The 18766-nt window shown below is 69.2% G+C and carries 16 protein-coding genes and 1 pseudogene; 14 read left to right on the plus strand and 3 right to left on the minus strand.

Annotated features, from left to right (window positions below):
* Nucleotides 1-3 precede the first annotated feature (3 nt).
* Nucleotides 4-1452, plus strand: a complete 1449-nt coding sequence (locus OPF83_RS03265; protein ID WP_264885776.1) for a ComEC/Rec2 family competence protein — start codon at nucleotides 4-6, stop codon at nucleotides 1450-1452.
* A gap of 126 nt (nucleotides 1453-1578) precedes the next feature.
* Entirely contained in the window at nucleotides 1579-2553 is a 975-nt protein-coding gene (gene holA / locus OPF83_RS03270) for a DNA polymerase III subunit delta (RefSeq protein ID WP_264885777.1), read from the plus strand.
* Between the two features lie 204 nt (nucleotides 2554-2757).
* On the opposite strand, the gene rpsT is transcribed toward holA, so the two are convergent.
* Together rpsT and OPF83_RS03280 are read right to left on the minus strand one after the other, a co-directional pair.
* Nucleotides 2758-3018, minus strand: a complete 261-nt coding sequence (rpsT, locus tag OPF83_RS03275; protein ID WP_264885778.1) for a 30S ribosomal protein S20 — start codon at nucleotides 3016-3018, stop codon at nucleotides 2758-2760.
* Between the two features lie 207 nt (nucleotides 3019-3225).
* Entirely contained in the window at nucleotides 3226-3771 is a 546-nt protein-coding gene (locus tag OPF83_RS03280) for a type II toxin-antitoxin system PemK/MazF family toxin (protein WP_264885779.1), read from the minus strand.
* 34 nt (nucleotides 3772-3805) lie between these two features.
* Between OPF83_RS03280 and OPF83_RS03285 the strand changes: the two genes are divergently transcribed.
* Both OPF83_RS03285 and lepA read left to right on the plus strand, forming a co-directional pair.
* Nucleotides 3806-4570 carry an EthD domain-containing protein gene (locus OPF83_RS03285; RefSeq protein WP_264885780.1) on the plus strand — a complete coding sequence of 255 codons (765 nt, stop codon included), beginning with the start codon at nucleotides 3806-3808 and terminating at the stop codon, nucleotides 4568-4570.
* Nucleotides 4571-4629: 59 nt separating this feature from the next.
* A complete protein-coding gene (lepA, locus tag OPF83_RS03290; RefSeq protein WP_264885781.1) occupies nucleotides 4630-6489 on the plus strand; it encodes a translation elongation factor 4 in 1860 nt (619 codons plus the stop codon).
* A 30-nt stretch (nucleotides 6490-6519) separates the two neighbouring features.
* Here lepA and OPF83_RS03295 read toward each other — a convergent pair whose 3' ends face one another.
* On the minus strand, nucleotides 6520-7032 hold the full coding sequence (locus OPF83_RS03295) for a CGNR zinc finger domain-containing protein (RefSeq protein ID WP_264885782.1): 513 nt from the start codon (nucleotides 7030-7032) through the stop codon (nucleotides 6520-6522).
* Between the two features lie 26 nt (nucleotides 7033-7058).
* Between OPF83_RS03295 and OPF83_RS03300 the strand changes: the two genes are divergently transcribed.
* From OPF83_RS03300 to ybeY, 10 genes and pseudogenes are all read left to right on the plus strand, one after another.
* Nucleotides 7059-7880, plus strand: a complete 822-nt coding sequence (locus tag OPF83_RS03300; RefSeq protein ID WP_264885783.1) for a TSUP family transporter — start codon at nucleotides 7059-7061, stop codon at nucleotides 7878-7880.
* 32 nt (nucleotides 7881-7912) lie between these two features.
* Nucleotides 7913-10036 carry a M3 family metallopeptidase gene (locus OPF83_RS03305; RefSeq protein WP_264885784.1) on the plus strand — a complete coding sequence of 708 codons (2124 nt, stop codon included), beginning with the start codon at nucleotides 7913-7915 and terminating at the stop codon, nucleotides 10034-10036.
* Nucleotides 10037-10045: 9 nt separating this feature from the next.
* A complete protein-coding gene (locus OPF83_RS03310; RefSeq protein ID WP_264885785.1) occupies nucleotides 10046-10255 on the plus strand; it encodes a hypothetical protein in 210 nt (69 codons plus the stop codon).
* Nucleotides 10256-10398: 143 nt separating this feature from the next.
* Nucleotides 10399-11787: pseudogene (locus OPF83_RS17455) on the plus strand (wax ester/triacylglycerol synthase family O-acyltransferase); the annotation flags it as partial.
* 815 nt (nucleotides 11788-12602) lie between these two features.
* Complete coding sequence (gene hemW / locus OPF83_RS03320) at nucleotides 12603-13811, plus strand: radical SAM family heme chaperone HemW (protein ID WP_264885979.1); 1209 nt, start codon at nucleotides 12603-12605, stop codon at nucleotides 13809-13811.
* A gap of 184 nt (nucleotides 13812-13995) precedes the next feature.
* A complete protein-coding gene (gene hrcA, locus OPF83_RS03325) occupies nucleotides 13996-15036 on the plus strand; it encodes a heat-inducible transcriptional repressor HrcA (RefSeq protein ID WP_264885787.1) in 1041 nt (346 codons plus the stop codon).
* Between the two features lie 84 nt (nucleotides 15037-15120).
* A complete protein-coding gene (gene dnaJ, locus OPF83_RS03330; protein ID WP_264885788.1) occupies nucleotides 15121-16278 on the plus strand; it encodes a molecular chaperone DnaJ in 1158 nt (385 codons plus the stop codon).
* Between the two features lie 6 nt (nucleotides 16279-16284).
* On the plus strand, nucleotides 16285-17163 hold the full coding sequence (locus tag OPF83_RS03335; RefSeq protein ID WP_264885789.1) for a 16S rRNA (uracil(1498)-N(3))-methyltransferase: 879 nt from the start codon (nucleotides 16285-16287) through the stop codon (nucleotides 17161-17163).
* Nucleotides 17160-18284 (plus strand): PhoH family protein, encoded by a 1125-nt coding sequence (locus tag OPF83_RS03340; RefSeq protein ID WP_264885790.1) that lies wholly within the window; start codon nucleotides 17160-17162, stop codon nucleotides 18282-18284. The genes OPF83_RS03335 and OPF83_RS03340 overlap by 4 nt, the downstream gene beginning before the upstream one ends.
* Nucleotides 18281-18763, plus strand: coding sequence for an rRNA maturation RNase YbeY (gene ybeY, locus OPF83_RS03345; protein ID WP_264885791.1), 483 nt, complete (start codon nucleotides 18281-18283; stop codon nucleotides 18761-18763). Before OPF83_RS03340 ends, ybeY begins: the two co-directional genes overlap by 4 nt.
* Nucleotides 18764-18766: the final 3 nt, after the last annotated feature.

Here is an 18766-nt window from a genome sequence, read left to right on the forward strand (position 1 = left end):
CGCATGACTGTCGAAGACCCCGACGTCCCGCCTCGTGTCCCGGCGACGCGGGACCTCCGCCTGGTTCTGCCGACTCTCGCGGTCCTGGTCGCGACCACGGCGACCTTCGGGCTCCGGCCGGCGCTGTCGGTCGCGGTGGCCGTGGTACTGGTCGGCGCCGCGGTGGTGGCAACGGTGTGGGCCCTCGTCGGCGGGACGCGGATCGGCGTGGACCGCACGGCGCTCGGGATGCTGACGGTCATCCTCGTGACGGGAGCGGTGGCGGCCGGCAGCCAGGCGGCGCGGGTCCACGCGGTGGCCGCACATCCACTGCCCGCGATGGTCGGTCAACGGACGGGGGTGGAGGGCGTGGTGACGGGGTTCGACAGGCCCGTGCGTTCGGGCGGGGTGATGGTGCCGATCCGGGTCGAGGTCGCCGGGTCCGGCCGGAACGCAACGGAGGCCGAGCTCGACATGGTGCTCCTCGCCAGCGACGGGTGGCGAGGGCTGCCGCCCGGAACCCGGGTGCGGGCGTCGGTGTCGGTTCTGGAGCCGATGACCGCCGGGGACCTGCCGGTACTCCGGGCGCTCACGCCGCCGAAGGTGATCGGTGAACCGGGTCTGAGTGGCAGGCTCCCGGCTGGTGTACGAGAGCGGTTCAGGGAGGTCTCGGCCCGGGCGCTGAGGGGCGAGTCGGTGGGGTTGTTGCCGTCGTTCGTCCTCGGGGACGAGGGAGGGGTGTCCACCCGGACCCGGGACGAGTTCCGGGCGGCGGGGCTCTCGCACCTTGCGGCCGTGTCCGGTGCCAACACCACCTATGTCGTGGGTGCGGTCCTGCTCAGTGCTGCTGCACTCGGCGTGGGACGACGTGGGCGCATCGTGACCGCGGCGGTGGCGTTGGCGGCGTTCGTGACGGTGGTCGGACCGGAACCCGCGGTCCTGCGTGCTGCGGGGACCGGTGCCATCGGGCTGGCGGCCCTGGCGGCACACCGGACGGGGCGGCCGCTGGCGGCGCTCGCCGCGATCGTGATGCTGGTGTCGGTGCTCGACCCGGCTACGGCGACAGGGGCGGGGTTCACGCTGTCGGTCGCGGCGACCGCGGCGTTGGTCCTGGCTGCGCGCCCGGTGGCCCAGTGGCTTCGTCAGCCGCGACTCGGACGGGAGTGGTTCCCCGGACGCGTGGCTGATGTCGTGGCAGTATGCATCGTCGCCCATCTTGCGACGCTGCCCGTGCTGATCGTCTCCGGCCTCGAGTCGGGGCCGTGGGCGTTGCCGGCGAATATCGCGGTGGCCCCGGCAGTGCCGATGGTGACGGTGTTGGGCACGCTCGCCGCGGCGGTCGGACCGGTGTGGGAGGAGGGGGCGGTGCTTCTCGCCGCGGCGTGCGCGCCTGCTCTGTGGTGGTTGGACGCGGTTGCCGGGGTCGTGGCGTCGCTGCCGGGATCGCCACGGTTCGAGCCTGCCGGAGCGTGATGCCGGAGCGTGAGTGAGGGGGAGAGGCCGGTGTCGTAGGCGCGTGGCACGATGTCGGGAGAGACGACTCGGATCTGCCGACGGGCCCGCTCGGACGTCCGAGGCACCACGATGAGGAGATCAGCCATGGCGACAGGCTCCGCGCCCGCACCGCTGCACCTGGTGCTGGGTGAGGACGAGTTCCTCACCGAACGCGCCACGTCGGGTGTCGTCGCCAGGGCGCGGGCCGCGACCCCTGCGGGAGAGGAACCGCCGGTGGTCTCTCGTCTGGGTGGGCCCGAGGTCACTGCGCCGCAGCTGTTCGAACTGCTCTCTCCCTCGTTGTTCGGCGAGGCGCGGATCGTGGTGATCACGGGTGCAGCGGAGTTGGGCAAGGACGCGGTGGCGGCGGTCCTGGATTCCGCCAAGGACCTCCCGGAGGAGACCGTCCTGATCGTGCAGCACACCGGCGGTGGGCGGGCCAAGTCGCTGGTCGCCGAGCTCCGCAAGGCGGGAGCCCAGGAGCACGCGGCGGGCAAGATCACCCGGCACACCGAGGTGGTCGGGTTCGTCCGCTCCGAGTTCAAGGGACTCAACGTCCGGGTGGCGCCGGAGGCCTGCGAGACGCTCGTGGAGGCGGTCGGCACGGACCTCCGGTCGCTCGCCGCGGCCTGCGACCAGTTGGTCTCGGACACCGGCGGAAAGGTCGATGTGGAGGCGGTGCGCAAGTACCACTCGGGCGTCGTGGGCGTCAGCGGCTTCACGATCGCGGAGCGCGCCGTTGGCGGCGATGTGGCGGGAGCTATCGAGGCGCTCGAGTGGGCACTGCACACCGGGGTGCCGGAGGTCGTGCTGGCGGATGCGTTGGCGGATGCGGTGAACTCGATCGCGATGGTCGGCACCCAGCGGGGCGCGAACCCGGGTGATCTGGCGCGGCAGGGGATGCCGCCGTGGAAGGTCAAGAAGGTCCAGGCCCAGACACGGTACTGGTCCATCGACACCTTGGGTACGGCACTCCAGGTCGTCGCGCGACTCAACGGTGAGGTCAAGGGGATGGCCGAGGACCCGTACTACGCCCTCGAACGTGCGGTTCGGCAGGTGGGTGTGCTGGCGTCGTCTTGAAATAGGCACCCGGCACCCGACGCCCGGCGGCTACCGGGCGTCAGGGGTCATCGCTGCGGCCGGGTGACAGTTCTCCGGAAACTCTCCGGATACGACGAGGACCCACCGCACATCGCTGGGATGCAGGGTGGGCCCTCGGAGCCTCGTCGCGTCAGCAGGAGTTACGCGGGGCTATGGCGTCTCGCGGGGAGGCGCCGGGTCGCCTCAGAGCTGGTTGACAGCCTTGGCGAGCGCCGACTTCTTGTTGGCGGCCTGGTTCTTGTGGATGACACCCTTGGTGGCAGCCTTGTCGAGCTGACGCGTGGTGGCGACCAGCAGTGCGCCGGCGCGCTCCTTGTCGCCGGCATCCGCGGCGGCGCGGAGGTTGCGGATCGAGGTACGCAGAGCCGACTTGATCGACTGGTTGCGGAGGCGGTTGCGCTCGTTGGTGATGTTCCGCTTCTTCTGGGACTTGATGTTGGCCACTCGTCACACCTTTGTGTCGTGTGTCGACGGCTCCATGTACGGATCCCGCCGAACTGATGTTGTGTCGTCTTTGTCCGCACACACGCGCATAACGGCATGTGGTGAACACCGACGGCCTAGCTTACCAGCGGGCTTGTCACCGGCCAAAATGCGAGACAACGGCGGACCCTGCCGGCAGTGATCGGCGATGCCGCAGCCGGCACACCACTACTTCCAGCCATACCCCCGGCGGAGCTCGTCGGCGACGCGGTCGAACTTCTCCCGCGGGCAGATGGCGCCCTCACGGCGGATGCCCTGTTCGGGAACATCGAGCACGCGATCGAGCCGCACCCAGCTGGGACGCCCCTCGGAGTCCCACGGCCCGCTGCCCATCGAGAGCCACCCCTCGTCGTCGTCACGCTTGGACTGCGAAGACATCTGGAGGCCGAGCAGACGGTCTCCGTCCCGACCCACCACGAGGACCGGACGGTCCTTGCCCCGACCGTCGTTCTCCTCGAACTCCACCCACGTCCACACGATCTCGCCCGGATCGGCCTGCCCGTCCATGTCGGGCGCGTAGGCGATGCCGCGTGCGCGGCTCGAAGTGGGCGCCGTAGAGGTGGTGGCCGGGCGGCCGTCGCCCCCGGAGTTCCGGCTCAGTGCAGGGGAGGCGCCGTTGTCCATTCGCTTCCGGACCTCACGGGCGACCGTCGGTCCGTAACGGCGGCCGAGCTGAACAGCAGTGCGGCCCACGCGGGCCCAGTCGATAGCCATGACGACAAGCGTAACGGCCGTAAAGTCGTCACCTGTGGACGTACTTATGGCGGTCGTGTGGTCGGAGAACTCTCGTGACGAATCCGGAGGGCGGGAGCCGGACGCGTCGGTGAAGACCGATCCAGGGGAACTCCTGCGGTCGGTCGCGGTCGCGGTCGACGAGCCCCTGGCGGCGCTGGGAGTCGAGGACTACCTGGTCAACGTGCGTGACGAGCAGGTGGCCGGGGCGCTCATCGACGTTCAGGTCACCCCGCGTCCGGTCCTGGCCGCGGTGCGTGCCCGGGTTCCGGTCGCGTCGGCGACCGCGTGCTCCGGGGTCATCGACGCCCTCAGTGGCTTAGGACCGGTCTCGGCATGGTCGGTGACGGCGTCGGAGCCCCTCCCCGTCGCGGCACCCGCCGACGCGCAGTCGGGGACCTGCCGCTGCGAGGGCATGGCCAACCTGGCGTTCCTGCGGAGGCCGGACCGCATCGACCGCGAGACGTGGCTGCGCACCTGGCTTGAGGAGCACACCCAGGTCGCGATCGACACCCAGTCCACGACCGGCTACACGCAGCACGTGGTGGTCCGGGCACTCACCGACGACGCGCCGGTGATCGACGGGATCGTCGAGGAGATCTTCCCTCTCGATGCGGCCCGCGACCTCGGGGTGTTTTTCGATTCCCGCGGAAGTGACGATCAGATGGCGGCGAACGTCACGGCGATGACCGCCTCGACCGCCCGGTTCCTCGACGAGGGAACCGTGGATGCGATCCCCACTGGCCGATACGTGATGCGTGTTCCGGGCCCGACCGTGTGACAATGGGGTGATCGCCCGGTGATTCCGCAATCCAGCCGCACCCGGGCCCGCCTCCAGGAGTGATCGAGATTCCCAACTTCGCCGAGAAGACGTTCACCGATCCGGCCAGGATCAGGAACTTCTGCATCATCGCGCACATCGACCACGGCAAATCGACGTTGGCCGACCGCATGCTGCAGCTCACCGGTGTGGTCGAGGAGCGCCTCATGCGCGCCCAGTACCTCGACCGCATGGACATCGAGCGCGAACGCGGCATCACCATCAAGGCGCAGAACGTCCGCCTGCCGTGGGTGCCGCGCACCGGCGACCACGCGGGCGAGGAGATCGTGCTGCACATGATCGACACCCCCGGCCATGTGGACTTCACCTACGAGGTCTCCCGCGCGCTCGAGGCGTGCGAGGGCGCCATCCTGCTGGTGGACGCGGCGCAGGGCATCGAGGCGCAGACGCTGGCCAACCTGTACCTGGCCATGGAGAACGACCTCGAGATCATCCCCGTCCTCAACAAAATCGACCTCCCGGCCGCGGACCCGGACAAGTTCGCCGGCGAGATCGCCGGGATCATCGGCTGCGAGCCCGAGGACGTGCTGCGGGTCTCCGGGAAGACCGGCGAGGGCGTCGAAGCACTGCTGGACAAGCTCGTCGACACCATCCCGGCGCCGGTGGGCGACCCGGATGCCCCGGCGCGCGCGATGATCTTCGACTCGGTCTACGACACCTACCGCGGCGTGGTCACCTACGTGCGCGTTGTGGACGGCTCGCTGAAGCCGCGCGAGAAGCTGACCATGATGTCGACCGGGACTAACCACGAGCTGCTGGAGATCGGCGTCATCTCGCCCGAGCCCAAGGCCACCGAGGGGCTGGGGCCCGGCGAGGTGGGGTACCTCATCACCGGGGTGAAGGACGTACGTCAGTCCAAGGTCGGCGACACGGTGACCCTCGCCCGTGGCGGTGCCACCGAGCCGCTGCCCGGATATGCCGAGCCCAACCCGATGGTGTTCTCGGGGCTCTACCCGATCGACGGGTCGGACTACCCGGTGCTGCGCGACGCGCTGGACAAGCTGCGGCTCAACGACGCCTCCCTGGACTACGAGCCGGAGACCTCGGTGGCCCTGGGCTTCGGGTTCCGCTGCGGCTTCCTGGGCCTATTGCACATGGAGATCACGCGAGACCGGCTCGAGCGCGAGTTCAATCTCGACCTCATCTCCACCGCGCCCAACGTCGTGTACCGCGTGATCGCGGAGGACGGCACCGAGCACCACGTGACCAACCCGTCGTACTGGCCCGAGGGCAAGCACCGCGAGATCTACGAGCCGATCGTCAAGTGCACGATCATCGTGCCGAGCGAGTTCGTGGGCACCACCATGGAGCTGTGCCAGTCCAAGCGCGGCGAGATGAAGGGCATGGACTACCTGTCCGAGACGCGCGTCGAGCTGCGGTACGTCCTGCCGATGGGCGAGATCATCTTCGACTTCTTCGACTCGCTCAAGTCCCGCACCAAGGGCTACGCGTCGATGGACTACGAGGAGGCCGGCGAGCAGCAGGCGGACCTGGTCAAGGTCGACATCCTGCTGCAGGGCGAGGCGGTGGACGCGTTCAGCGCCATCGTGCACCGCGACTACGCGCAGGGCTACGGCAACAAGATGACCGTCAAGCTCAAGGAGCTCATCCCGCGCCAGCAGTACGAGGTGCCGGTGCAGGCCGCGATCGGCTCGAAGATCATCGCCCGCGAGAACATCCGCGCGATCCGCAAGGACGTGCTCTCCAAGTGCTACGGCGGCGACATCAGCCGTAAGCGCAAGCTGCTCGAGAAGCAGAAGGAGGGCAAGAAGCGCATGAAGTCCATCGGTCGGGTGGACGTGCCGCAGGAGGCCTTCGTTGCGGCCCTGTCGGCCGACGGCGGGTCGGACAAGAAGTAGCGACCCCTCAGGTCCGGGCGCGGTGTCTCGTCAGGCCCGGGCGCGGTGTCGCCGCACGGCCGATCTGTTGTTGCACCGCGGTGAGCAGTAGGTCTTGCGACCGTTGCGGGTGGTGTCCGCGAAGATCTGGGTGCAGTTGTGGGCGGCGCACCGCGCGAGCCGGTCGATGCCGCGTTCGGTGAGGTGGAGCGCCGTGCCCACGGAGAACATCGCCGTGAGCAGGCGGGCGAAGGTCACGTCGTCGGCGCGGTAGTGGACGTGCCAGTGCCCGTCGTGGTCGGTGAGGCGTGGCGGCCCGGCGTGCTCGGCGAGTAGGGAGTTGAGGGCCTCGGCGCGGGCGCGGGGGTCGGTGGTGTCGACGACGACGAGCCAGCCGTCGAGGAAATCGTGCACCTCCGCCAGGTCGTTCTCATCCGCGTCCCGATCGATGGTCACTCCGGCCTCGCGGCAGCGGTCCACCAGTTCCCGGGTGGTGCGGGGTCGGCTGTTGGCCAGGTCGGCGACCAGGGTGACCGGGTCGGCGCCGTAAGGGTTGATATACACAAACCTATTACAGCACAGTGGTCGCCATGTCACCTGACCTCGCGCAGCTCGCGGCCGCACCGGCGCTCGGCATCTCGGTGTGGGTGCTCGCGGCGCTCGTGGTGGCGGCGTTCGTCGCGGGCTGGATCGACTCGGTGGTCGGTGGCGGCGGGCTGATCCAGCTGCCCGCACTCGTGATCACCCTGCCCGCCGACGCCTCGACGCCCGAGGTTCTGGGCACGAACAAGCTGTCCTCGGTCGCGGGGACCTTCGTCGCCACAGCGACGTACCTGCGGAAGATCCGGGTGCCGGTGGCGATGGTGGCCCCGTTGGTCGCGGCGGCGTTCGCCGGGTCGGCGGCCGGTTCCTCGGTGGCGGTGTACATACCCAAGGAACTGCTCACGCCGATCGTGCTGGTCGCCGTGGTCGTGGTGGGGACGTACACGTGGTTGCGACCGAACATGGGGCGGACGCACGAAGAACGGTTCACGGGCTGGGCGCGGACCTGGCGCGCGGCGTTGATCGGGCTCGTCGTCGGCTTCTACGACGGGATCCTCGGGCCGGGGACCGGATCGTTCTTCGTCATCGCGATCGTGGCGTTCCTCGGTTTCGGGTTCCTTCAGGGCACGGTCGCGGCCAAGCTCGCGAACCTCATGACCAACATCGCCTCCATCGGAGTGTTCGGCCTCCACGGCGAACTGCTCTGGCTGATCGGTGGGGCGATGGCCGCCGCAAATCTCGCCGGGGGCTTCCTCGGTGCGCGGATGGCGATGCGATTCGGCAACGACTTCATCCGCAAGGTGTTCCTCGTCGTCGTCACGATCCTGGGGGCCAGGCTCGCGTGGGACACGGTCGCCATGTGGGTCTGAAGTGGCCCCGTTCACCCACGTAGACTGCGGCCATGACCACGCCGAGTCCGTCCTCCACGAGCCCTGAGCCCACCCGCCACCCACTGCTCGACGAGTCCGCACTGCCGTACGGACTGCCGGATTTCTCCGCGTTCGGTGACGAGGACCTGGAGCCGGCGATCCGCACGGCGATCGACGATCACGCGGCCGAGGTCGCCGCGATCACCGCCACAACGGATGCGCCCACGGTGGAGAACACTGTGATCGCGCTGGAACGCTCGGGTCAGGCGCTGCACCGGGTGCTCTCGGTCTTCTACGGACTGCTCGGACCGGACGCGACGCCCACCCGCCTCGACGTGGAGCGGGTGGTCTCGCCACTGTTGGCGGCGCACCACTCGGCGGTGATGACCGATCCGGTCCTCTACGCCCGTGTGGCCGAGGTGTATACGACCCTCGAGGCGGGAGAGTTCGAGGTCGACGACGAGACGGACCGCCTGATCCGCCGTCACCACCGGGACCTGTTGCGTGCGGGCGCAGCACTGGACGAGGCCGGCCGGGCGCGCCTGACCGCGATCGACACGCGGCTGGCCGAACTGACCACCGAGTTCGGTGAGAACCTCCTGGCCTCGACCACCGAACTCGCGGTCCCGGTGACGGAGGAGGCCGAGCTCGCGGGGCTGCCCGACTCGATGCGGTCCACGCTCGCCGCCACCGCCCGGCAGGCGGGCCGGGACGGCTGGCTCATCCCGCTCGGACTCCCGACGGTCCAGCCGATCAGCGCCTGGCTCGACGATCCCGGCCTGCGTGGCCGCGTCATGGAGGCCTCTCTCAAGCGCGGTTCGACCCCGGGGCACGACAACTCGGGGATCGTCCTGGAGATCGTGCGCCTGCGCGCCGAGCGGGCGGAGCTGCTGGGACTGCGCTGCCATGCCGAGCACGTCCTCGCCGTGGAGACCGCACAGACGCCCGAGGCCGCGCGTGGTCTCCTGCTCGACGTGGTCGACGCCGCCGTGACCAACGCCGTCGGCGAGGCCAAGGACCTGCTCGGCGGCGAGGACCGCGAGCTACGTCCGGCCGACTGGGCCTGGGAGTCCGAGCGCCTCCGTGCCGAGAGGTTCAGCGTCGACGACGCGACGGTGCGCCCGTACTTCGAGCTGGAGAGCGTCCTGCGGGACGGGGTCATGTACTCGGCGGAGCAGCTCTACGGACTGCGGTTCGCCGAGCGTCCCGACCTGGCCGGGTACCTGCCCGACGTCCGCGTGGTGGAGGTGTTCGACGACGAGCGCTCGCAGCCTGACGCCGGCATCGGCCTGTTGCTGCTGGACTACTACGCCCGCCCGACCAAGCGGGGTGGTGCGTGGATGACCTCGCTGCGCGATCAGTCGCGTCTGCTCGACTCCCGACCCGTGATCGTCAACGTGATGAACCTCAGTCGTCCCGCCGAAGGCGAGCCGACCCTGCTGACGATGGACGAGGTCACCACGATGTTCCACGAGTTCGGGCACGCCCTCCACGGGCTGCTCTCGGACGTGGAGTACCCGGTCTTCTCGGGCACGTCCGTACCCCGGGATTTCGTGGAGTTCCCATCCCAGGTCAACGAGATGTGGGCCCGTCGCCCGGAGATGCTCGCCCACTACGCCCGGCACCGGGAGACGAGGGAGCCCATCGGCACCGACCTGGTGGAGCGGATGCGTGAGGCGGAGCGGTTCGGCGAGGGGCAGGCAACCGTCGAGTACCTCGCGGCCGCCCTGCTCGACCTGGCGTGGCATTCGCTGACCCTGGACGAGGCGCGCGCGGTGACCGACGTCGACGCGTTCGAGGCGAAGGTCCTCGCCGACGCGGGCCTCGACGTCCCCGGCATCGAGCCCCGATACCGGTCCCGCTACTTCCAGCACATCTTCGCCGGCGGCTACTCGGCGGCGTACTACTCGTACTTCTGGGCCGAGGTACTCGACGCGGATGCGGCCGAGTGGTTCATCGAGCGCGGTGGGCTCGAGCGGTCCTCCGGTGACGCGATGCGTCGCGAGGTCCTGTCGCGCGGCGGTTCCATCGACTTCCTCGACGCCTACCGAAGACTGCGCGGTACCGATCCCGATCCGGCGGCGCTCCTGCGGCGCCGGGGCCTGCAGTCCTCGGCCGTCGGTGGCCGTGAGGCCGCCACCGCCGGTCGGTCGTAGACTCCGCACGTGTCGACTTTTCTGCAGTTCTGGGACGGGCTCGAGCTCTGGCTCGTCACACTGCCCTTCCCGCTGCAGGTGGTGATCATGCTCGCGATGGGGCTGCCGCTCTTCCTCGCGTGCGCCGTGCTGGTCGAGAAACTCGCGGACGTTGTCGTGAGCAGGTTCCGGTTACTCGTCTCGTCGCGGCCCGCAGAGACCGGGAAGGAGGTCCGCTGATGCCCCGGTCACGCGTCACTCTCGCCCTTGTCCTGCTGATCGTGTTCGTCGTCGTCGCCTGGTTCGTCATCGAGGTCCTGTGAGCGTTCACCCGCTCGGTCGGAGGACCGCCGCGGAGAAGTCTCCGGACGTACAATCGGCCAATGCAGCGCTTGAGCGGACTTGACGCCAGTTTCCTCTATTTCGAGACTCGGTCCCAGCTCCTTCACGTGTGCGGGCTGATCGTGCTCGACGTCTCGGGGATGCCCGGTGGGTACTCCTTCGACGCGCTCCGCGCCGAGCTCGACCGCCGGATCACGGGAATGCCGACGTTCCGGCGCAAGCTCCACGACTCGATGCTCAACGTCGACCACCCGGTGTGGGTCGAGGACGAGAGTTTCGACATCGATCACCATCTCAACCGGCTCGGAATCCCCGCTCCGGGCGGGGACCGTGAACTCTCGGAACTGTGCGCCCATCTGGCCGGTCAGCCCATCGACCGGTCCATGCCGCTGTGGCAGATGTACGTCATCGAGGGGCTGCCGAACGGTCGAGTCGCGGTGTTCGCCAAGATGCACCATTCGACGGTGGACGGCGTCACGGGCGCCAACATGATGTCGCAGCTGTGCACGCTCACCCCGGATGATCCGGCCCTCGATGACGAGTTGGTCAAGGAGACCGCCGGTGGCTCGGGCGCGCTGGAGCTCGCTGTCGGCGGCGCGCTGTCGCGACTGGCCACGCCCTGGCGGCTCGCCTCTCTGCTGCCCGGCACGCTCGGGGTCCTGCCGTCCTGGATCAACCGTGCACGCAAGGGCATGGCGATGCCGGCTCCGTTCACCGCACCCCGGACGCCGTTCAACCGGACCATCACCGGTCACCGCACGCTGTCGTTCGCCACCGTGGAGCTGGACGACATCAAGCGGGTCAAGAACGCCTTCGGTACCACGGTAAACGACGTCGTGTTGGCCGTCTGCTCGACCGCGCTCCGTTCCTACCTCGAGGAACTCGACGCCCTTCCGAGCAAGCCGCTCATCTCGATGGTCCCGATGTCCGTGCACGCGGCGGAGTCCCGCCCCGGCACCAACCGCGTCTCGGGAATGTTCATGTCGCTGGCCACGGATATCGACGATCCGGTCGAACGCCTCGAGGCGATCCGCGATGCCAACATCGTCGCCAAGGACCACACCAAGGCACTGGACGCGAACCTGCTGACCGACTGGGCGCAGTTCACCGCGCCGTCTGTGTTCGGTTCGGCGGTGCGCATGTACTCGCGCCTCCGCCTGTCGGAGCGGCACCCGGTCGTGCACAACCTGGTCATCTCGAACGTGCCGGGCCCCAACTTTCCGCTCTACTTCCTCGGCGCCCGGATCGAGCAGATGCTGCCCCTCGGGCCGGTGTTCCACGGTGCAGGTCTCAACGCGACAGTGATGTCGATGGACGGCAAGCTCCACTTCGGCTTCATCGCATGCAAGCAGTCCGTGCCCGATCCGTGGCCACTGGCCGAGGCGGTTACGGAGGCGCTGGCCGAATACGTCGCGGCAGCTGCCGAGCGTGAGTCCAGTGGTGCTCCGACAACGGAGCGGAAGTCGGCTGCCGAACTGGGGAATGTACGTCGGGCCCAGCGCAAGGCGGCGAAGCAGTCAGCCAAGGAGTCGGCGGGAGCCACGTCGGACAAGAAGGCTCCTGCAAAAAAAGCTCCCGCGAAGAAGGCTCCGGCCAAGAAGGCGCCCGCAAAGAAGGCTCCGGCCAAGAAGGCGCCCGCAAAGAAGGCTCCGGCCAAGAAGGCACCGGCGAAGAAGGCTCCTGCACAAGCGGCTTCAGCCACGAAGCCCACCGCGGCCGAGACGGTGCCGACCGCGAAGGCGCCCGCGAAGAAGGCTCCGGTAAAGAAGTCGCCCGCCGCGAAGGCTCCCGCGAAGAAGGCCACGGCGAAGAAAGCGCCGGCCGTGAAGGCTCCCGCGAAGAAGGCCCCGGCAAAGAAGTCGGCTGCCGCAACGAAATCCGCGGCGAGCAAGCCGGCGGCAAGCAAGCCGGCGGCGAGCAAGCCCGTCGCGTCGGCGACTGCCCCGAAGCCCGTCAGCGGTGACAAGCCCGCCGTGAACCCGCAGCCCGCGGCGACGAACTCCACGGCCAAGCCGGCGGGGGAGAAGCCGACCGGCACCAAGCCCACCAGCACCAAGCCCACCAGCTCGGCGCCCACAGCCGCGAAGCCCAGCGCGACCACTAGCGGGCCGTCCACCGCGACCACCGCGCAGTCCACCACGCCCACCGCGCCCACCGCGCCTACCGCGCCTACCGCGGTTCCCGACCGGTCCGGACCGGGAGGTGAGACCGGCTCGAACCCCACCGCCGGTCAGGCGTGACCGAGATTTCAGAGAACCCGGCCGGACTGGCGCTCACGCCACCCGAGCGCGATCCGGCGTCGCCGTTCGGCATCTACCTGCACGTCCCGTTCTGCTCCACGCGCTGCGGGTACTGCGATTTCAACACCTACACGGCCGGTGAGCTGGGCTCTGCCACGTCACCGGTCGACTGGGAGCGGGCGGCGGCGATCGAGATCGACCGCGCTGCAGAGGCACTCGCGCGCTCGGGCACGCCGCCGCTCGTCGACACCGTCTTTGTCGGCGGCGGGACACCCTCCCTCGTCGGCGCGGACGTCCTGGTCGAGATGCTCGACCGCATCCGGTCGGCGTTCGGGCTCGCGTCCGACGCCGAGGTCACCACGGAGAGCAACCCCGAGTCCACGTCACCGGAGTTCTTCTCGAGGCTTCGGGAAGGCGGCTACACGCGGATCTCGCTGGGAATGCAGTCCACGTCGGCTCGGGTCCTGACGATCCTCGACCGAACGCACACCCCAGGCCGCCCGCAGGAAGCGGTCGCCGAGGCGATCAGTGCCGGATTCGAGCACGTCAACCTCGACGTCATCTACGGAACCCCCGGGGAGCGGGAGGACGACCTGTCGCGCACTCTCGACGCAGTGGTGGACGCCGGAGTCGACCACGTGTCCGCCTACTCGCTGATCGTCGAGGACGGCACGGCACTCGCCCGCCGCATCCGCCGTGGCGAGCTGCCGAACACCGTCGACGACGTCCTGGCGGACCGCTACGAGCAGGTGAGTGAACGCCTGTCCCGCGCCGGATTCCACTGGTACGAGGTGTCGAACTTCGCGACCGACGAATCAGGTTACTGCCGGCACAATCTCGGGTACTGGCGCGGAGGCGACTGGTGGGGAGTGGGCCCCGGAGCCCACTCCCACGTGGCCGGTGCCCGATGGTGGAACCTCAAGCATCCTGCCCGCTACGCGGCCGCCTGCGACGCCGGTGACCTCCCGGTCGACGGCGGAGAACGCCTGACCGACGAGGACCGACACATCGAACGGATCATGACCGGTCTCCGTCTGGCCGAGGGGCTCGAGGACTCCGCGTTCACCGACATCGAACGCGAGCGTGCCGACACCCAGATCGAGGCCGGACTGCTGGTCCGCCGCGCCGCCGACCATCCCCGCGGACCGGGCTACGCGCTGACGGAGGCCGGACGACTCCTCGCCGACGGAGTGGTCCGTGACCTGCTCGTCTGACGTGACCTGATCGTCGACGAGGGCTTTAAGGGTTCTGGCATAGAATCGGATGGGGCTACCTGCTGACGCCGGCCGCCTCATGCGGCGGGCGCCGAAGTGCGAGACGATCCAGTACAAGAAGAGCCACCACGAGAAGATCCACCACGAGAAGTACTAGCACGAGAAGACGAGGAGGAGACGGTTCATGTCGAGCGCATCAGACCGCCGGACCGACGTCCTGCGGGCCATCGTCTCCGACTACATCGCCTCCCAGGAACCGGTCGGTTCCAAGGCTCTGGTCGACAGGCACTCGCTCGGGGTCTCAAGTGCGACGATCCGCAACGACATGGCGGTGCTCGAGGCCGAGGGCTTCATCGTTCAACCGCACACGAGTTCCGGACGCGTGCCCACGGAGAAGGGCTACCGGCACTTCGTGGACTCGATCGAGGAGATCACGCCCCTGTCGCGGGCTGAACGGCGCGCGATCCGCACGTTCCTCGAGGGCGCGGTCGACCTGGACGACGTCCTGCGACGGGCTGTTCGGATGCTCTCCCAGCTCACCCGCCAGGTCGCGGTGGTCCAGTACCCGAGTCTCGACCGCTCCACGGTCCGCCATCTCGAGATCGTCAGCCTCACCCCGACGCGGCTGCTGCTCGTGCTCATCACCGACACCGGGCGGGTCGACCAGCGCCAGGTCGAGCTGGCCACCCCGCTCCTCGACGAGCACGTCGGCGAACTGCGGACACTGTTGGGTGAGGCGGTTGCCGGCAAGCGCTTGTCAGATGCTTCCGAGGCGCTGTCCGCCACTCAGGACAAGGCCCGGCCCGAGTGCCGGGACGCGGTCGAGCGGTGTGTCACGGTCCTGGTGGGCACGTTGGTGGAGCAGCCAGACGACAGGATCGTCCTGGGGGGAACGGCCAACCTGACCCTCAGCGCCGCCGATTTCGAGGGTTCACTGCAGACCGTGCTCGAGGCGTTGGAGGAGCAGGTCGTTATTCTGCGTCTGCTCAGCGCGGCGCGGTCCGTCGGGCAGGGCGGGCTGGGCGGGGTCACGGTGCAGATCGGCGCCGAGACCCAGCAGGCGGAGATCCGCGGTGCCTCCGTGGTGTCGTCACCGTATGGCTCCGACGGGTACGCCGTCGGCGGGATGGGGGTGCTCGGTCCCACCCGGATGGACTATCGGGGAACAATCGCGTCGGTCGCCGCTGTTGCCCACTACGTGGGCGAGATCCTCAGCGGGCACTGACCGAGCCCCGCCGACCCGGACCGGGCCCAGGCGGAACGCGGTGCGGTACCGCTCCAGCCAAGACCACAGAACGAAAGGTGAGACGTGTCACGCGACTACTACGGGACCCTCGGGGTCGACAGGGGTGCCTCGGAGTCCGAGATCAAGCGCGCCTACCGCAAGCTCGCCCGCGAGCTCCACCCCGACGTCAACCCGTCCGAAGAGGCGCGTGAGCGTTTCAGCGAGATCACGGCGATGTACGAGGTGCTCACCGATCCGGAGAAGCGTCGCATCGTTGACATGGGAGGCGACCCGCTCGACTCGTCCCGCGGTGGTGGCGGCGGCGGAGGCTTCGGCGGTGGATTCGGGAGCGGCGGCCTCGGCGACGTGTTCGAGGCCTTCTTCGGCGGTGGCGGCGGAGGCGGCGGGCGTGGCCCGCGCAGCCGCGTCCAGCCGGGCTCGGACGCCCTCATCCGCGTCAACCTGACCCTGGACGAGTGCGCCACCGGCGTCACCAAGGAGATCACCGTCGACACGGCCGTGTTGTGCGAGGTCTGCCACGGCAAGGGCTCGGCCTCCGACGCGCCGCCGGCCGCGTGTGGCATGTGTCAGGGCCAGGGTGAGATCCAGTCCGTGCAGCGCTCGCTGCTGGGCAACATCATGACCAGCCGCCCGTGCCCGACCTGCGCGGGGACCGGCGAAATCATCACCGACCCGTGTGGCGAGTGCACCGGCCAGGGTCGTGTCCGCAAGCGTCGCACCGTCTCGGCCAAGATCCCCGCCGGCGTGGGTGGCGGAATGCGGATCAGGTTGTCGGGTCAGGGCGAGGTCGGACCCGGCGGCGGGCCTGCCGGCGACCTGTACATCGAGGTCAACGAGCGCACCCACCCGGTGTTCGTGCGCGACGGCGACGACCTGCACTGCACCATCCGGGTCCCGGTGGCGGACGCGATGCTCGGTGGTCAGGTCCAGGTCGAGACGGTGATCGGCGAGGCGCTCGACATCGAGATCCCTGCCGGTACCCAGCCGGGGCACACCGTCACGCTCTCCGGTCGCGGTATGCCGCGTGTGCGGGGCGGGGGAGCCGGTGACCTGACGGTCCACATGGAGGTCGTGATCCCCGAGAAGCTCGACCGAAAGCGTCGGGACCTCGTGGAGAAGCTGCGCGGGATGTCCCATGACGCGCCCGAGGTGGTCAACGAGGACACCGCCCGCCGTGGTGGTCTGTTCTCCCGCCTGCGCGACGCCGTCGCCGGTCACTGACGCGCCGTGACCCCGTCGTTGTTCCGGGTGGCCGAGGTCCCCGCCGAGGGGGGCGTCGTGGTGCTCGACGGCGCCGAGGGGCGCCACGCGGGTAACGCTCTCCGGGTGCGTCCGGGTGAGTCGATCCGGGTCGGGGACGGTCGTGGAGTTGTCGCCGACTGTGTGGTGACGACGACGAGCCCGGGCGTCGTCGAGGCGGAGGTCGTCACCCGGACCGACGTCCCGCGCCCCGTCCCGGAGGTCACGGTCGTCCAGGCGCTGCCCAAATCGGAACGCTCCGAGCTCGCGGTCGAGCTCGCCACGGAGGCCGGCGCAGACCGGATCATCCCGTGGCAGTCCGAACGGTGTGTCAGCCGCTGGTCCGGGCCCAAGGTGGCCAAGGGGCTCACCAAGTGGGCCAATGCGGCGCGGGCCGCGGCCAAGCAGTCGCGTCGGGCGCACGAGCCGGAGATCGGTGAGCTCGTCGACTCCGCCGCGCTCGCCCGGTACGTGTCGGAGCAGGTCGCCGGGGGCGCGCGCGTGCTGATCCTCCACGAGGAGGGTGCGGTCCCGTTCGCCGGGGCGGTGACCGGTACGGCGGTAAGTGCGACAGCGCAGCCCGCAACGGCGGTGTCGGATGCGGCGGAGTCCGCAACGGCGGTGACCGCCGGACCCGACGGGCCGCCGCGGCACATCGTCGTCGTCGTCGGACCCGAGGGCGGCGTCTCCGACGCCGAGGTGGATTCACTCACCGACGCCGGGGCACGCGCGGTGGTCCTGGGGCCGGAGGTGCTCCGTACGTCCACCGCCGCGGCCGTCGCGCTGGCGGCGCTCGGCGTTCTCACACCGAGATGGTCGGACCCGGGTACTACACTCGTGCCAACCGAACCACACACCGGGAAGTGATCCACGTAAGCACCCCAGAAAGCGAGTCCGCCCGCACGGCGGTCCAGCTCGACCCCGACCTCGCGATGGCGGTCCTCGGCGCCGCGGACACCAACCTGCGCGCCCTCGAGGAACTGCTCGCCGCCGACCTGCACGTGCGGGGCGGCACCATGACCATCTCCGGCGACCCCGTGGCCGTGGACTCGGCCAGCCGCGTCGTGTCCGACCTGCTCCGGCAGGCCCGCAAGGGCGTGGAGATCACCCCCACGTCGGTACGTCGCTCGGTGGAGATCCTCGCCGGCTCCGGGCCGCTCACGCCCGAGGAGGTGCTGGGCACCGACGTGCTCTCGCGCCGCGGCGGCATGATCCGGCCCAAGACGCTCGGCCAGAAGCAGTACGTCGACGCGATCGACGATCACACGATCGTGTTCGGCCTCGGCCCCGCCGGTACCGGCAAGACCTACCTCGCCATGGCCAAGGCCGTCTCCGCGCTGCGGGCCAAGGAGGTCAGCCGGATCATCCTCACCCGCCCCGCGGTCGAGGCCGGCGAACGGCTCGGCTACCTGCCGGGCACCCTCCACGAGAAGATCGACCCGTACCTGCGGCCGCTGTACGACTCGCTGCGCGACATGATGGACCCCGAGACCATCCCCAAGCTCATGGCGGCCGGGGTGATCGAGGTGGCACCGCTGGCGTACATGCGCGGGCGCACGCTCAACGACTCGTTCATCGTGCTCGACGAGGCACAGAACACGACGCCCGAGCAGATGAAGATGTTCCTCACTCGGTTGGGCTTCGGCTCCAAGATCGTGGTCACCGGCGACATCACGCAGGTCGACCTGCCTGGTGGGCAGCGTTCCGGGTTGAAGGTTGTGCGGGAGATACTCACCGGGGTCGACGGCATCCACTTCTCGGAACTCACGTCGAAGGACGTGGTGCGGCACGCGCTGGTCGGACGAATCGTGGACGCCTACGCGCAGCACGAGGCACGCCTGGAGAAGGCGGCCCGCACGAGCGGCTCACACACGCGCCGTGAGTCAGACAAGTACTCCGATTCACACAAGAACGCTGAGTCACACAAGCACTCCGAGTCACACAAGCGGACCGGATCACACAGGAACAGGGAGCAGCGCCACCGATGAGCATCGAGGTCGCCAACGAGTCGGGTGTGGAGGTCGACGAGGCAGAACTCATCGACGTGGCCGCGTTCGTGATCGCCCGCATGGACGTCCATCCGGCCGCCGAGCTGTCCATCACGCTCGTCGACAAGGAGAGCATGGCCGATCTCCACGTCACGTGGATGAACCTGCCCGGACCGACCGACGTGATGAGCTTCCCCATGGACGAGCTCACGCCCGGCGGTCGCCCGGATATGCCGGAGCCCGGTCCCGCCATGCTCGGTGACATCGTCCTGTGCCCCGCGTTCGCCGCCGATCAGGCCGCCAGCTCCGGGCACCCGCTCGCGCACGAGCTCGCGCTGCTGACGGTCCACGGGTGCCTGCACCTGCTCGGCTACGACCATGCCGAGCCGGAGGAGGAACGTGAGATGTTCGGACTGCAGAACGAGCTGCTGGCCGAATGGTATGACCACCGGGACGCGCCGCCGGCGGGGGATGCCTGAGTC

The organism is Dietzia sp. NCCP-2495, assembly GCF_026011735.1.
GTDB lineage: Bacteria > Actinomycetota > Actinomycetes > Mycobacteriales > Mycobacteriaceae > Dietzia.

Bases quoted from the DNA above. Each gene is read 5' to 3' on its own strand.
- OPF83_RS03280 (WP_264885779.1), bottom strand. From the start codon at position 3,771: ATGGCTATCGACTGGGCCCGCGTGGGCCGCACTGCTGTTCAGCTCGGC.
- OPF83_RS03305 (WP_264885784.1), top strand. From the start codon at position 7,913: ATGACCACGCCGAGTCCGTCCTCCACGAGCCCTGAGCCCACCCGCCAC.
- OPF83_RS03300 (WP_264885783.1), top strand. From the start codon at position 7,059: ATGTCACCTGACCTCGCGCAGCTCGCGGCCGCACCGGCGCTCGGCATC.
- hrcA (WP_264885787.1), top strand. From the start codon at position 13,996: ATGTCGAGCGCATCAGACCGCCGGACCGACGTCCTGCGGGCCATCGTC.
- holA (WP_264885777.1), top strand. From the start codon at position 1,579: ATGGCGACAGGCTCCGCGCCCGCACCGCTGCACCTGGTGCTGGGTGAG.
- OPF83_RS03265 (WP_264885776.1), top strand. From the start codon at position 4: ATGACTGTCGAAGACCCCGACGTCCCGCCTCGTGTCCCGGCGACGCGG.
- ybeY (WP_264885791.1), top strand. From the start codon at position 18,281: ATGAGCATCGAGGTCGCCAACGAGTCGGGTGTGGAGGTCGACGAGGCA.